This is a genomic window from Enterovirga sp. (assembly GCF_035325185.1).
GTDB lineage: Bacteria > Pseudomonadota > Alphaproteobacteria > Rhizobiales > Beijerinckiaceae > Enterovirga.
The window spans coordinates 1-14,058 of sequence record NZ_DAOLAJ010000091.1 but is presented as its reverse complement, the minus strand read 5'-3'; the positions used below and the strand labels follow the sequence as shown (position 1 = coordinate 14,058).

Sequence of the window (14,058 nt, the reverse complement as noted above, 5' to 3'; positions counted from 1 at the left end):
CGCCGAGAAGGGCATCGCGACGCCCAAGCCCGCGGCCTGATCCGGCTGTCATCCTCCCCCTGTCATCCCCGGCGCGCCGCAGGCACGGGAAGGGGATCCAGAGGGCTCGCAGGCGGCTCTGGATCCCCTTCCCCTCCGTTTCGCTCCGGCCGGGGATGACAGGGCGCCGCCTGCGCCGGCGAACCGGCTAGGAGCCCGCTGCCGCCCTCGACCGCGTTTCCGGCGCCTCGAGATCGAATTGCAGGGCGGCGAGGCGCGCATAGAGGCCGCTGTGCCGCACGAGGGCGTCGTGCGTGCCCTCCTCGACGATGCGCCCGTCCTCCATCACCAGGATGCGGTCCGAGGAGCGGATCGTCGCGAGGCGGTGGGCGATGACGAGGCTCGTGCGGTTCGCCATCAGCCGCTCCAAGGCGGCCTGGACCGCCTTCTCGCTCTCGGCATCCAGCGCCGAGGTCGCCTCGTCGAGAAGCAGGATCGGCGCGTTCTTCAGCACGGCGCGGGCGATGGCGATGCGCTGGCGCTGGCCGCCGGACAGGTTCACGCCCCGCTCCCCGATCCGCGTCTCGTAGCCCTGCGGCAGGGCCTCGATGAACTCGGCCGCCGCCGCGGCCTCGGCGGCGCGGCGCGCTTCCTCCAGGGAGGCCTCGGGGCGGCCGTAGCGGATATTGTCGAGGATCGAGCCCATGAAGATCACGGGCTCCTGCGGCACGAGGGCGATGCGGCGCCGGAACTCGGCCGGGTCGAGCGCGGGCAGCGGCTCGCCGTCGACCAGGACGCGGCCCTGCTGCGGATCGTAGAAGCGCAGCAGGAGCTGGAAGACGGTGCTCTTGCCGGCGCCCGAGGGCCCGACCAGGGCCACCCGCTCCCCGGCCCGGACCGCGAAGGAAACCCCGTGGAGCGAGCGCGTGTCGCGCCCCGGATAGGTGAAATGTACCCCGTCGAGAGCAAGTGTCCCGAGCGGCGGCGTGGGAAGGGCGGCGGGATGGGGGGGGGCGGTGATGGAAGGGCGGGAGGCGAGGATCTCGCCGAGGCGCTCGGCGGCTCCGGCGGCGGCGGTCAATTCGCCGTAGACCTCCGACAGCTGGCCCAGCGCGCTGGCCGCGAGGACGGCATAGAGCACGAATTGCGACAGCCGCCCGCCGGTCATCGTGCCGGCGAGCACGTCCTGAGCCCCCCACCAGAGGATGCCGACCACGCTCGCGCAGACGAGGAAGATGACGGCGCAGGTGAGGAAGGCGCGCTGGCGCGTCGCCTCGCGTGCGGCGAGGAAGGCGGCCTCGGCGGCCTCGCCGAAGCGCCGCGCCGTCGCGCGCTCCTGCCCGAAAGCCTGCATGGTGCGGATCGAGGCCACCGCCTCGGCGGCGAAGGCGGAGGCGTCGGCGAGCCGGTCCTGGGCGAGGCGCGAGCGGCGCTGCACCGCGCGCCCGCTGAAGACGAGCGGCAGGACGACGAGGGGAATGGCGAGGATGACGAGCCCCGAGAGCTTGGGGCTCGTCACGACCATCATCGCGAGCGCCCCGAGGACGAGCGCGATGTTGCGCAGCGCCATCGAGATCGAGACCCCGAAGGCCGATTTCACCTGCACCGTATCCGCGGTCAGCCGCGAGACGAGGTCGCCGGACCGGGCCTCGTCGAAGAAGGCCGGGTCGAGCGCCGTCAGCCGCGAGAAGACCGCGTCGCGCAGGTCCGTGACGATACGCTCGCCGAGCGTGACCACGAGATAATAGCGCAGCGCGCTTCCGACCGCGATCGCCGCCACCACGCCGAGGAGGATCAGGAAATAGGCATCGATGAGCCGCCCGCCGGCATCGGAGAAGCCGTGGTCGATGACCCGCCGCGCCGCGATCGGCAGGACCAGGGTCGCGCCCGCGGCGAGCGAGAGCGCCGCGATCGCCGCCGCGATATGGCGCTTGTACCGGGTCGCATAGGGCAGGAGGGGGCTCAGCGCGCGGAGCGAGGGACGGGGGCGTTCGGGCGTCGCGGCCGGCATGGTCTCGGGCTTGAAATGGTCGCGGCCCGGACGGGCCGCGGTGGACGGGGCCCGCTCTGCGGCTTCGCGCCTTGCTTGTCACCTGCGGGCCCGTGCGTTATAGCGTCGCCTTTCCCAAACCCAAGTTCCTCGAACGGAAGACGGCGCGGAGCTTCCCGGCGCGTTTCGCTGGCGAGCCGCATGCCGCGGAGTGAGCACGATGGCCGAGCAGAACCAGAAGGCGGTCAAGGTCGCCAAGCGCGAGAAGGGCCCGACGGTCCATCCCGACTATCATTTCATCAAGGTCGTCATGACCGACGGCTCGGAATTCGTGACGCGCTCCACGATGGGCAAGGAAGGCGACACGCTGAACCTCGACATCGACCCCAAGACCCATCCGGCCTGGACCGGCGGCCAGCAGCAGCTCCTCGACCGCGGCGGCCGTGTCTCGCGCTTCAATTCGCGCTTCGGCGGCCTGAGCTTCGGCAAGAAGTGATCGGCCCGTCATCCCCCCGCGGCCCGCGGGGGATGACACGGCGTGACAGCCGGCGCCCGTCGACGTAGAGACGAGCCATGCCGCCGGCCCGGAAAACCAGCCTCGTGTCGCCCGAGCGGCGCGAGAGCGATCCCGATTCGAGCCTGCGGCCGCTCTCGCTGGCGGAATTCGTCGGGCAGCGCGCGGCGCGCTCCAATCTCCAGGTCTTCATCGAGGCGGCGCGGACGCGGGGCGACGCGCTCGACCACGTGCTCTTCGTCGGCCCGCCGGGCCTCGGCAAGACCACGCTGGCGCAGATCGTGGCGCGGGAGCTCGGCGTCAATTTCCGCTCGACCTCCGGCCCCGTCATCGCCAAGGCCGGCGACCTCGCCGCCCAGCTCACCAATCTCGACGAGCGCGACGTCCTCTTCATCGACGAGATCCACCGGCTCAATCCTGCCGTCGAGGAGATTCTCTATCCGGCCATGGAGGACCGCCAGCTCGACCTCGTGATCGGCGAGGGCCCGGCGGCGCGCTCGGTGAAGATCGATTTGCCCGCCTTCACCCTCGTCGGCGCGACGACCCGCGCGGGCCTTCTCACGACGCCGCTGCGCGATCGTTTCGGCATCCCGATCCGGCTCGAATTCTACGATACCGACGAGCTGGAGCTGATCGTCAAGCGCGGGGCGCGCGTCATCGGCATCGGCATGTCCGACGAGGGCGCGAACGAGATCGCCAAGCGCTCGCGGGGCACGCCGCGCATCGCCGGGCGGCTCCTGCGCCGCGTGCGCGACTTCGCCGTGGTCGACGGGGTCGAGACCATCTCGCGCGCCCTCGCCGACCGGGCGCTGCGGCTTCTCGAGGTCGATCCGATCGGGCTCGACCTGATGGATCGCAAATACCTCACCGTCATCGCGGCCCATTACGGCGGCGGCCCGGTCGGGATCGAGACGATCGCCGCGGCGCTCTCCGAGCCGCGCGACGCGCTGGAGGAGATCATCGAGCCCTTCCTGATCCAGCGCGGCCTTCTCGCCCGCACTCCGCGCGGGCGCGTCCTGACCTCGCACGCCTTCCGCCATCTCGGCCTCGCCGAGCCGAAGCGCGATCCCGCCGTCCAGTTCGGTCTCTTCACCGGGGAGGAGGACTGAACCCTGCCGCGACCATGCGACGCGTGAGCTTCGGCACGGCGTCGCCATCATCGGCGTGCCAGGGTCGGGCCGGCTTCCGGGATCACGATCGCGATGCGCCCTCCCCTTCTCACCCGCCGCTCCTTGCTCCGCGCCGGCGGGACATTCGTCGCGACGAGCGCCGCCGGCGCGGCCTGGGGCTTCGGCGTCGAGCCGAGGATGACGGTCGTGGCCGAGCATCGCTTCGCCCCCGTCGGCCCCTGGCCCGAGGGGCTGCGCCTGCGCATCGCCGCCCTCTCCGACATCCATGCCTGCGAGCCCTATACGGATGCCGCGCGCATCCGGGCGGTCGTCGAAAGCACGAGGGCGCTCGAGCCCGACCTGATCGTCCTCCTCGGCGACTTCGTCGCGGGACGCCGCTGGATGGCGCGCGTCCTGCCCGCCTCCGAATGGGGGCCGGCCCTGGCGGGCCTGCGCGCGCCGCTCGGAGTTTTCGCCGTCCTCGGCAATCACGACTGGTGGGACGACCCGGCCGCGCAGCGGAGCGGGGACCTTCCCCTCGCGGCGCGGGCGCTGAACGATGCCGGCATCCGGGTCCTGCACAACGAATCCGTGCCCCTGCAGGCGGGGCTGCATACGCTCTGGCTCGCGGGGCTCGGCGACCAGCTCGCCTTCGCCCCGGCGCGGCGGGCCGGCCGGCGCCGCTACGGGGGCTCGCACGATCTCCGCGCGACCCTGGCGCCGATCCCGGACGGTGCCCCCGCCATCCTTCTCGCCCACGAGCCGGACATCTTCCCGCGCGTCCCGGCGCGAATCGCCCTGACGCTCAGCGGCCATACCCATGGCGGGCAGGTCCGGCTTTTCGGCTATTCTCCGGTGGTCCCCTGCCCCCAGCGCTATGCCTGGGGCCATGTCCGGGAACATGCCGATCTCGTGGTCTCGGGCGGGTTGGGCTACAGCATGATCCCGGTGCGCTTCGGCGTGCCGCCCGAGATCACGCTCGTCGAGCTGGGACCCGTCGCTTGAGCCCCACCCATCGCCTGCCCGTCCGCGTCTATTACGAGGACACCGATTTCTCCGGCCTCGTCTATCATGCGAGCTATCTGCGCTTCCTGGAGCGCGGGCGCACCGAGATCCTGCGCGCGGCGGGCGTCGACCAGTCGATGCTGCATGCCGAGGGCCAGGGATTGTTCTTCGCCGTGCGCCGCATGACGATCGACTACCTGAGGCCCGCGCGGATGGACGACGTCCTGACGATCGAGACCGCGACGGCGGAAGTCCGGGGCGCGACGCTCGACGTGTCGCAGCGCATCCTGCGGGACGAGGAGGTTCTCGTCACGGCGACGGTGCTGGTGGCGGCCCTCTCCCGCGGACGGCCGGTCCGAATCCCGGACGGCCTGCGGCTGCGGCTCACGGCCGGGATTCCGCAGGACCTGCCGGGCTTCGCCGCCGCCGGGGAAACCGATCCGGCGGCGTGAATGCGCCCCGGGAGGGCCCGGGACGCGCGCGCCGTCGCGAAGCCGAAGCTATTTCGATTTGATCTCGTGGATGGCCTGCGCCATCAGCTCGTCCATGGTCGTGCGGATGTCCTCGTCGGAGACGGACTGGCCGGCCGCCTCCAGGTCGGCCTTGACCTTGCGCAGCACGTCGTGATCGCCGGCTTCCTCGAAATCGGCCATCATCACCGTCTTGGCATAGGCTTCGGCCTCGTCGCCCGACTTGCCGAGCCGGGCCGCGGCCCACAGGCCGAGCGCCTTGTTGCGCCGGGCCGTCGCCTTGAAGCGCAATTCCTCGTCATGCACGAATTTCTTCTCGAACGCGTCCCGGCGCTCATCGAACTTTGTCACGACCTGCCTGTCTCCCGCTGCTCCGTCGAATATGTGGCCTCGGGCGGCGACTGCCAAGCCCCCGGCCGGGCCATGCGCTTTGCGCACTGCACCATTGTGCCTTGGCGGCGCCCTTTTTCGGACGCCATAAGCGCGCGGAATCTCCCGCCCTCGTTGCTCCCATCGGGGCGATCGTCTAGGTTCCGCCCCCGGTGCGGTCGCGTGCGGATTCCGCGCGTGCCGTGCCGAGCCGCGGACCACATTGCCAAGGAGCCACGGCAGCCCATGGATTTTCTCAAGCCACGGTACACGCCCATGAACCGCCGCCGTCGCATCTACGAGGGCAAGGCGAAGGTCCTCTACGAAGGCCCGGAGCCCGGCACTCTCATCCAGCATTTCAAGGACGACGCCACGGCCTTCAATGCGAAGAAGCACGACGTCATCGACGGCAAGGGCGTGCTGAACAACCGCATCTCGGAATATATCTTCCAGCACCTGAACGATATCGGCGTGCCGACGCATTTCATCCGCCGGCTGAACATGCGCGAGCAGCTCATCCGCGAGGTCGAGATCATCCCGCTCGAGGTCGTGGTGCGGAACGTGGCCGCCGGCTCGCTCGCGACCCGGCTCGGGCTCGAGGAGGGCACGCAGCTCCCCCGCTCGATCATCGAGTTCTACTACAAGAACGACGCCCTCAACGACCCGATGGTGTCGGAGGAGCACGTCACCGCCTTCGGCTGGGCGACGCCGCAGGAGATCGACGACATCATGGCTCTCGCCATCCGGGTCAACGACTTCCTGTCGGGCCTCTTCCTCGGCGTCGGCATCCGGCTCGTCGATTTCAAGATGGAGACGGGGAGGCTCTGGGAGGGCGACATGATGCGGATCGTCGTCGCCGACGAGATCTCCCCCGATTCCTGCCGCCTCTGGGACATCAAGAGCCAGGACAAGCTCGACAAGGACCGCTTCCGCCGCGATATGGGCGGCCTTATCGAAGCCTATTCGGAGGTGGCGCGCCGCCTCGGCATCCTGGGCGAGAACGAGAAGGTCCAGAACGGCGGCCCGCGCCTCGTGCAGTAGCCGCCCGGTCTCCGGGCGTTTCACGTGAAAACCGTCCGCGCCGGCTCGGAGGCCGAATCGAGATGGGCCGCTCTTCGCGGATCGATCCCCGCCGGATCGGCGCCAGGTCCTGCCGGCGGGCCCTCGCGGCCGGCCTCGCCCTGTCGCTCGCAAGCTGCGCCGAAATCGCGACGGTGTCGTCTTCCCGTCGAGCGTGCCGGGATTGCCCGCCGACCAGCCCTGGGAATCGCTTCCGATCCGCCGCTGGCTGACCGATTCGCCGATCGAGCCGGTCGCCATCTCGGCCTGCTTCACCTGTTCCGAGCCCGCCGTGGCGGGCCTTTTCCGAAGCCGGGGCGAGGAGGCCGCATCGATGCGGCAGGCGGCGGCGGACCCGGCAGCCCTCGTCGCAATGCTCACGCGGGAAAAGCCGCCGGGGCACCGTTCCGGCAAGACCGCGTCCCGCAGCCGCGTCGAGGCCGAGCCCGCGCAGGAAGGCGGCGCGCCCGGCCTCCTGGTTCGCATGGCGCGCAAGGACGGGTCGCGGAAAGCGGCCGGCTATGTCGCCGCGCTCGATCGGGGCGGGGAAACGCAGCTCCTCGTGATCGTGGCCCGGTCCGAGGCGACGGCGCGGGCCCTGGCCCGGAACGTGGTCCCGCGCCTGTGATCAAACCCTGTGCAGGGCGGCGGCGGCGGTGAGCGAGGCGGCCAGGAGGACGACGGCGAGAGCAAGGGCGCTGCTGTCGTGCCAGAGCCCCACCGCGAGGGTGCAGAGCGCCCCGACCGCCATCTGGCTGAAGCCGTAGAGCCCCGAGGCGGAGCCCGCCGCCGCGGGATCGACGCTCAGCGCGCCCGACATCAGGTTCGGTCCGGCCATGCCCACTCCGATCGCATAGACGAACGTCGCGCCGGTCAGCGTCACAACATTCGTTGCCCCCGCGAAATGCGCCAGGAGGAGGAGGCTGGCCCCGAAGACGGAGATCAGGTTTCCGAGGCGGGCGCCGCGGCGCAGCTCCAGCCGTCCGATCAGCATCCGCATCAGGAACGCGCCGCCGGCGAGCCCCATGGCGACGATGACGCAGAAGAGGCCGACCTCCTGCGGGGAGCGGTGCAGTACCTCGATATAGAGGAAGGGCGCCGCGGCGAAGAAGGCATAGAGGCTCGTGCCGGAACAGGCGCCGGCCAGGACATAGTGCCTGAACTTGGCGGAGCGCAGCAGGCGCGCATAGCCGCCGAGGATGAAGGATGGACCGCGGACGTGGGAGACCGCCGGAAGCGTCTCGGGCGCCAGGAGAATCACCAGCGCCAGCATGGCCGTCACCGTCGCGGCCAGGGCGACGAAGATCGCGCGCCACCCGAGCCAGGCCTCGATCAGCCCGCCGAGGCCCGGCGCGAGACTCGGCGTCAGGGTCATGCAGGTCATCAGCGCCGCCATCATCTTGATGGCGTCCGCGCCGGTTGCGATGTCCCGCACCATGGCGCGGCCGAGGACAAGCGCGCCGCAGGCGCCCAGCGATTGCAGGATGCGCGCGAAGATCAGCCAGCCGATCGAGGTCGCCGGGATCGCGAGCAGGAAGCCGGCGAGGTAGATCAGCAGGGCTGCGATCAGGACAGAGCGGCGGCCGTAGCGGTCCGAGATCGGGCCATAGACGAGCTGGCCGGCCGCGAGCCCCACCAGATACATCGTGATCGTGAGCTGGACCGTCGCAGGCGCGGCGCCGAGATCGCGCGCGACGCTGGGAAGCGCCGGGATGAAGATATGCAGGGCCACGGTGCCCGACATCGTGACCGCGATGAGAAGCGCGAGGGGAGGCGTCTTCCGACGCGGTGCGAGATGTTGAGGAAATAGAAGCGACACGGCTCGTATCGTCAGTCTCGAAGGGGAGGTCGGGTAGCATGGGGCCTGCCGGCGCGCCACAGGATGCGAGGGCGGGGCCAAGCCGCCGCCCGATCCGCCATGCCCGGCATGCATCGGCGAGGATTGACATCTTCAAGCCCGATTCCCGGACCATAGGATTCGCGATGACGTCCTCACCCAGTCCCAGGATCCGTCCTGCCGACCGTGTCGCGCCCAAGGGAGCCGCCGGGGCGCGACCCGCATCGCGGAAGGCACTTCTGCTCTCCGTTCTCCTCGCCGCCGGCCTCGGCGTGGCGGGCGGGGGCCTTCTCGTCTATTTCCTCGGGGGAAAGGGCGAGGAGCCGGCCAAGCCGCGCGTCGCGGCCATCAGGATCGGCCCCCTCCCCGATATGCCGGACCTGCGCGACGGCGTTCCAGCCCTGATGCCGAAGAAGAGTGCTGCCCCTTCCGCGGCACCGGCCCTGCCGGCGGCATCCGCCCTGCCGGCCGCCGTGCCGCCGGTGGTTTCGGCCGAAAGCGCCAGTCGCAAGGCGATGGACTCGACCATCGCCAGCGCCGGCCTTCGCCCCGCTCTCCCAGGCCCCGCTCCGGCCGGGGAGGAGCAGGCGAAGAGCAGGCGACTCAAGATGCTGGACGCGCTTCTCGCCCCGCCGGCCCCGAAAGCGTCCGTCCCCCAGGTCCCGGCGGCGCAGCCCCAGGCCGCCGCGGAGCCCGCGCGGCCGTCCGAGCCCGCCCAGGCTACGCTCGCCCCCCAGGCCATGCCCACCCAGGTACGCCGCATCGAGATCAAGAAGCCGGCCGAGACCGCGAGCCTCGACGAGGCGAAGCCCGTCGAGGCTCCCTCGCCCGCCGTCGCGCCGCCGAGCCCCGTCGCGCCGCCGCAGGAAAGCCGGTCCTCGCCGCCGGCCGAGGCCGCCGCGCCGGTGCCAGCGGCACCAGCGGTGCCAGCAGCACCAGCGGTGCCAGCAGCACCAGCGGTGCCAGCAGCACCGGCGGTGCCGGCAGCACCGGCAGCGGTGCCGCCGGCGCGAACGGCGTCCTTGCCGGCCGATGCGCCCCTGCCCCCGCCGCGGCCCGCCTTCCAGGCCGCGGCCCCGGCGGAGCGCCCCGCAGCCCGGCCGGCTCCCGCCGAGCGGACGGCGGCGAAGGTACGCCCCGCAGCGTCGGTGCCCCCGCCGAGCGTCGCTTCCGCCGAGCGGCGGCCCTCCCAGGAGGCCGAGGAAGAACGGTCGGTCCTCGGCATCCCGGTGCCCAAATTCGTGCCGTCGGGCCGGGACATCCAGGACGCGGCCCATTCGATCACCGAGGCCGTGACGAGCCTGCCGAACCACTTCTGACGGACCTTGTCCCCGCTCTCCGGTTCGCTATCGTTTGCCGGGGAAGAGGAGACGGGACGTGACGGGAAGGGAGATTTCGGCCGATTCGCGCCGGAGCGCCGATCGGCGCGGCGTGCCTTCGCCATGAGCGCGGTCATCGAGCCGGCCACCCGCCTGCCGATCGGCGCCGAGGTGGATGCGACCCCAGCGAAGCGCCCCGAGCCGGGCCTCGTCCTGGAGGGACGGCATGTGCGCCTCGTGCCGATCGATCCCGCTGCCCATGGCTCCGCGCTCTATGCGGGGTCGCACGGGCCGGGCCGCGAGGCCTTGTGGCAATATCTCTTCCCCGCGCCCTTCCCGGACGAGGGCGCGTTTCGGGCCTATCTCGAAAAGGCGGCGGCCTCCGCCGATCCCTTCATGCTCGCCATTCTCGACCGGGATTCGGGCGAGGCCGTGGGGCATGCGACCTATATGCGGATCGAGCCCGCGCACCGCGCGATCGAGGTTGGGAATATCCTCTACACGCCGCGCCTCCAGCGTGGCCCGGGCGGCACCGAGGCCATGTATCTCATGGCGAGGCACGCCTTCGAGGACCTCGGCTATCGCCGCTACGAGTGGAAGTGCAACGACCTGAATGGGCCTTCCCGCCGCGCCGCGCATCGCTACGGCTTCACCTATGAGGGCACTTTCCGCCAGCACATGATCGTGAAGGGCCGCAACCGGGATACGGCCTGGTACGCGATGCTCGACGGCGACTGGCCCTCGCGCCGCCGCGCCTTCGAGCTGTGGCTCGACCCGGCGAATTTCGACGGCGAGGGCCGCCAGCGCCTCGCCCTGTCGGCCCTGAACGCGAGCACGATTCCCGGCCTCCCGCTACGGCGCGGCGGGCCCGCGGACGAGGCCCCCTTCGCCGCGATGCATCGCGCCGCCTATGCCTGGAACCGGGAGATGCTCGGCATGGAGCCGGTTCCCCTCCAGACCGCGCCCGGCGAGATCCTGCGGCGCTACGAGACCTGGCTCCTCGACGAGGCCGGCACGCTCGCAGGCGCCGCCGCGCTCTCCCCTTGTCCAGACCATCTGGAGGTCTGGAGCCTGTCGGTCGATCCGGCCCGGCAGAATGCAGGGATCGGGCGGCGCCTCCTCGAAGCCGCCGAGGCGCGCGCGAAGGCGCTCGGGCTCTCGACCTTGCGGCTCTTCACCGGCAAGCCCCTCACCAAGAATATCGACTGGTATCGCCGCCGCGGCTATGCCGAGGAGCGCGAGGAGGAACTGCCGGACGGGCGCCGCCTCGTGCACATGGTCAAGACGATTTGAGAAAATCACAGGTTCGGAGAGACACGCGATGGCAGGCACGGGCCGGGCTCTCTTCGTCGACGGCGGCCGGACGGGCTGAGCCGTCTCTTCCCTTTTCTCCCCGTGCGGCGAGGCTCGCCCGAAGGCGCCTCGGGCCGGGGAGGGCAAAGCTCAAGGAGCAGCATGATGAACGTTCTCGTCCTCGGCGCCGCCGGCATGGTCGGCCGCAAATTCATCGAGCAGGTCGTCAAGGACGACGGGCGGATCGGCGATGGAGCCGTGACGCACATGACCCTGTTCGACGTGGTCGAGCCCAAGGCGCCGGCCGGCTCGCCCTTCCAGGTCACGGCACTCGCGGGCGATCTCGGCGAGCCGGGCATCGCGCAGACGCTTATCGCGGATCGTCCCGAACTGATCGTCCACCTTGCCGCCATCGTCTCGGGCGAGGCGGAGGCCGATTTCGAGAAGGGCTATCGCGTCAATCTCGATTCGACGCGCGAGCTTTTCGAGGCGATCCGCCAGGCGGGCGGCGGCTATAAGCCGCGCCTCGTCTTCACCTCCTCCATCGCCGTCTTCGGCCAGCCCTTCCCGAAGGACGGCATTACCGACGACTACAACCTGACCCCGCTGACCAGCTACGGCACCCAGAAGGCGATCGGCGAGTTGCTGCTGGCCGATTATTCGCGCCGCGGCTTTCTCGACGGCGTCGGCATCCGCCTGCCGACGATCTGCGTGCGTCCCGGCAAGCCCAACGCGGCCGCCTCGGGCTTCTTCTCGGGCATCATCCGCGAGCCGCTGAACGGCCAGGAGGCGATCCTGCCCGTCTCCGAATCGGTGCGCCACTGGCACGCCTCCCCCCGCGCGGCCGTGGGCTTCCTGCTTCATGCCGCCACGATGGATACCGCGCCGCTCGGCCAGCGCCGCAGCCTCACCATGCCGGGCCTGTCGGTTACCGTCGGCGAGCAGATCGAGGCGCTGCGCCGCGTCGCGGGCGACAAGGTGGCCGCGCGGATCGTGCACCGGCCCGACCCGGTCATCCAGGCCATCGTCGGCGGCTGGGCGGAGAAATGCCGGCCGGAGCGGGCCGAGACTTTCGGCTTCAAGGCCGAGAAGACCTTCGAGGAGATCATCCGCGTCTATATCGACGACGAACTGGGCGGACGCATTCCGGGCTGAGCCGCAGGCGCCCCGACCGCCCAACAATCCCTTGCGCCGCCCGGCGGGCGGCGCTACATGGAGCGTATCAGCTCTGGTTGGGTGTGCGAGCGCCCTGGTCAGGAGCGGGCCCGCGAGGGTCCCGCTCTTTTTTATTGGCCGAAGGCCCGCATCCCGGCCGGAGCGGCCACGAGCGAACCGCGGCAGCATGGCGGACGAGCACGAACCACGATTCCTGATCGAGACGGGCCTCGCCGCCCGTGTCGCCGCCGTGGCCGAGGAGGCCCTGGCCGGGCTCGGCCTGCGCCTCGTGCGCGTGAAGATTCTCGGGGCCAAGGGTCCCGCCGGCCCGCAGACCGTCCAGATCATGGCCGAGAGGCCGGACGGCACGATGAGCGTCGAGGATTGCGAGGAAGCCTCCAAGGCCATCTCGCCAGCCCTCGACGTCGAGGACCCGGTGCCGGGCCTCTACAACCTCGAAGTCTCCTCGCCCGGAATCGACCGGCCGCTGGTGCGGGCGGGCGATTTCGAGCGCTGGGCCGGCCACGAGGCCAAGATCGAGCTGCGCGTGCCGCTCGAGGGCCGCAAGCGCTTCCGCGGCATCATCCGCGGGATCGAAGGCGAGGCGGCGCTGATCGAGCTGCCCGACCAGGACGGCGAGGAGGTGGTCGCCTCCCTCGCCCTCGACGATATCGGAGAGGCGCGTCTCGTCCTCACCGACGACCTGATCCGCGATTCGCTCCGGCGCGCCAAGCAGGCCGGGCGCGTCGCGGACGAGGGTATGGAGGCGGCGGAAGGCGAGGAAGACGCCGCCGTGCCTTCGCCCGTTTCTCCCGCCAAGCCTGCGCCGCGGGCCTGGGCCAGGCCTGCCTCGCGGCCGGGGCGCCCGGCGCGGGGGCCCGGCCGCTTCGCGCGGCCGAAGCAAACCGATCTTCCGAAGGAGTAGAACGATGGCGGTCAGCGCCAACAGGCTCGAGCTTTTGCAGATCGCCGACGCGGTCGCCCGCGAGAAGGTGATCGACCGGCAGATCGTCATCGCCGCCATGGAGGATGCGATCGCGAAGGCCGCCCGCTCCCGCTACGGCGCCGAGACGGATGTCCATGCCGAGATCCATCCGAAGACGGGCGAGCTGCGCCTTTCCCGCCATCTCCTCGTGGTGGATCAGGTCGAGAACGACGCGACCGAAATCGCTCTCGCCGAGGCCCGCCGCCGCAACCCCGCCGCCGAGGTGGGCGACGCCATCGCCGAGACCCTGCCGCCCTTCGATTTCGGCCGCATCGCGGCGCAATCGGCCAAGCAGGTGATCGTCCAGAAAGTGCGCGACGCCGAGCGCGACCGCCAATACGACGAGTACAAGGACCGTATCGGCGAGATCATCAACGGCCTCGTCAAGCGCGTCGAATACGGCAACGTGATCGTGGACCTGTCGGGCCGCGGCGAGGCCATCGTGCGCCGCGACGAGCTGATCCCGCGCGAGACCTTCCGCCCCGGCGACCGTATCCGCGCCTATCTCTTCGACGTGCGCCGCGAGGCGCGCGGGCCGCAGATCTTCCTCTCGCGCACCCATCCCCAATTCATGGCCAAGCTCTTCGGCCAGGAAGTGCCCGAGATCTATGACGGCATCGTCGAGGTGAAGGCGGTGGCGCGCGATCCGGGCTCGCGCGCCAAGATCGCGGTGACCTCGCGCGACTCGTCCATCGATCCCGTGGGCGCCTGCGTCGGCATGCGCGGCTCGCGCGTCCAGGCGGTGGTCGGGGAACTCGGGGGCGAGAAGATCGACATCATCCCCTGGTCCTATGACCGTGCCACCTTCATCGTGAACGCGCTCCAGCCGGCCGAGGTCGTCAAGGTCGTGCTCGACGAGGAGGCCGAGCGCATCGAGGTCGTGGTGCCGGACGAGCAGCTCTCGCTCGCCATCGGCCGGCGCGGCCAGAACGTGCGCCTCGCCTCGCAGCTCACCGGCTGGGACATCGACATCC

Annotated in this window: 14 protein-coding genes; 11 read left to right on the top strand and 3 right to left on the bottom strand. The window is 70.8% G+C overall.

Translation table 11 applies throughout. The features are described from left to right. Positions 1-187: 187 nt before the first annotated feature. Entirely contained in the window at positions 188-1,990 is a 1,803-nt protein-coding gene (locus PKD06_RS15325) for an ABC transporter transmembrane domain-containing protein (RefSeq protein WP_324381562.1), read from the bottom strand. 199 nt (positions 1,991-2,189) lie between these two features. Here PKD06_RS15325 and rpmE point away from each other — a divergent pair, with 199 nt between their 5' ends. From rpmE to ybgC, 4 genes are all read left to right on the top strand, one after another. Next, on the top strand, positions 2,190-2,465 hold the full coding sequence (gene rpmE, locus PKD06_RS15320; RefSeq protein WP_324381560.1) for a 50S ribosomal protein L31: 276 nt from the start codon (positions 2,190-2,192) through the stop codon (positions 2,463-2,465). A gap of 77 nt (positions 2,466-2,542) precedes the next feature. After that, positions 2,543-3,592 (top strand): Holliday junction branch migration DNA helicase RuvB, encoded by a 1,050-nt coding sequence (gene ruvB / locus PKD06_RS15315; protein ID WP_324381558.1) that lies wholly within the window; start codon positions 2,543-2,545, stop codon positions 3,590-3,592. Positions 3,593-3,685: 93 nt separating this feature from the next. Further along, positions 3,686-4,597 carry a metallophosphoesterase gene (locus PKD06_RS15310; protein ID WP_324381556.1) on the top strand — a complete coding sequence of 304 codons (912 nt, stop codon included), beginning with the start codon at positions 3,686-3,688 and terminating at the stop codon, positions 4,595-4,597. Continuing rightward, positions 4,594-5,049: a tol-pal system-associated acyl-CoA thioesterase gene (gene ybgC / locus PKD06_RS15305; protein ID WP_324381553.1), complete on the top strand. Its 456-nt coding sequence runs from the start codon at positions 4,594-4,596 to the stop codon at positions 5,047-5,049. Before PKD06_RS15310 ends, ybgC begins: the two co-directional genes overlap by 4 nt. 48 nt (positions 5,050-5,097) lie before the next feature. On the opposite strand, the gene PKD06_RS15300 is transcribed toward ybgC, so the two are convergent. Next, a complete protein-coding gene (locus PKD06_RS15300; protein ID WP_324381552.1) occupies positions 5,098-5,418 on the bottom strand; it encodes a DUF1476 domain-containing protein in 321 nt (106 codons plus the stop codon). Between the two features lie 264 nt (positions 5,419-5,682). Here PKD06_RS15300 and purC point away from each other — a divergent pair, with 264 nt between their 5' ends. Beyond that, a complete protein-coding gene (gene purC, locus PKD06_RS15295) occupies positions 5,683-6,477 on the top strand; it encodes a phosphoribosylaminoimidazolesuccinocarboxamide synthase (protein WP_324381550.1) in 795 nt (264 codons plus the stop codon). A gap of 202 nt (positions 6,478-6,679) precedes the next feature. Continuing rightward, on the top strand, positions 6,680-7,123 hold the full coding sequence (locus tag PKD06_RS15290) for a hypothetical protein (protein ID WP_324381548.1): 444 nt from the start codon (positions 6,680-6,682) through the stop codon (positions 7,121-7,123). On the opposite strand, the gene PKD06_RS15285 is transcribed toward PKD06_RS15290, so the two are convergent. Continuing rightward, a complete protein-coding gene (locus tag PKD06_RS15285) occupies positions 7,124-8,314 on the bottom strand; it encodes a multidrug effflux MFS transporter (RefSeq protein ID WP_324381546.1) in 1,191 nt (396 codons plus the stop codon). It lies immediately after the preceding gene. 164 nt (positions 8,315-8,478) lie between these two features. On the opposite strand from PKD06_RS15285, the gene PKD06_RS15280 reads away from it, so the two are divergent. The 5 genes from PKD06_RS15280 to nusA form a co-directional block, all read left to right on the top strand. Further along, entirely contained in the window at positions 8,479-9,651 is a 1,173-nt protein-coding gene (locus PKD06_RS15280) for a hypothetical protein (protein ID WP_324381544.1), read from the top strand. Between the two features lie 123 nt (positions 9,652-9,774). Further along, positions 9,775-10,944, top strand: coding sequence for a GNAT family N-acetyltransferase (locus PKD06_RS15275; RefSeq protein WP_324381542.1), 1,170 nt, complete (start codon positions 9,775-9,777; stop codon positions 10,942-10,944). Between the two features lie 165 nt (positions 10,945-11,109). Further along, positions 11,110-12,099: a D-erythronate dehydrogenase gene (denD, locus tag PKD06_RS15270; RefSeq protein WP_324381564.1), complete on the top strand. Its 990-nt coding sequence runs from the start codon at positions 11,110-11,112 to the stop codon at positions 12,097-12,099. 187 nt (positions 12,100-12,286) lie between these two features. After that, positions 12,287-13,024 (top strand): ribosome maturation factor RimP, encoded by a 738-nt coding sequence (rimP, locus tag PKD06_RS15265; RefSeq protein WP_324381541.1) that lies wholly within the window; start codon positions 12,287-12,289, stop codon positions 13,022-13,024. A gap of 4 nt (positions 13,025-13,028) precedes the next feature. Next, positions 13,029-14,058, top strand: a 1,030-nt coding sequence (gene nusA / locus PKD06_RS15260) for a transcription termination factor NusA (RefSeq protein ID WP_324381539.1), incomplete at its 3' end; no start/stop codon positions are given.

Coding starts and splice junctions, on each gene's coding strand:
- PKD06_RS15325 (WP_324381562.1), bottom strand. CDS start 1,990: ATGCCGGCCGCGACGCCCGAACGCCCCCGTCCCTCGCTCCGCGCGCTG.
- rpmE (WP_324381560.1), top strand. CDS start 2,190: ATGGCCGAGCAGAACCAGAAGGCGGTCAAGGTCGCCAAGCGCGAGAAG.
- ruvB (WP_324381558.1), top strand. CDS start 2,543: ATGCCGCCGGCCCGGAAAACCAGCCTCGTGTCGCCCGAGCGGCGCGAG.
- PKD06_RS15310 (WP_324381556.1), top strand. CDS start 3,686: ATGCGCCCTCCCCTTCTCACCCGCCGCTCCTTGCTCCGCGCCGGCGGG.
- purC (WP_324381550.1), top strand. CDS start 5,683: ATGGATTTTCTCAAGCCACGGTACACGCCCATGAACCGCCGCCGTCGC.
- PKD06_RS15280 (WP_324381544.1), top strand. CDS start 8,479: ATGACGTCCTCACCCAGTCCCAGGATCCGTCCTGCCGACCGTGTCGCG.
- PKD06_RS15275 (WP_324381542.1), top strand. CDS start 9,775: ATGAGCGCGGTCATCGAGCCGGCCACCCGCCTGCCGATCGGCGCCGAG.
- denD (WP_324381564.1), top strand. CDS start 11,110: ATGAACGTTCTCGTCCTCGGCGCCGCCGGCATGGTCGGCCGCAAATTC.
- rimP (WP_324381541.1), top strand. CDS start 12,287: ATGGCGGACGAGCACGAACCACGATTCCTGATCGAGACGGGCCTCGCC.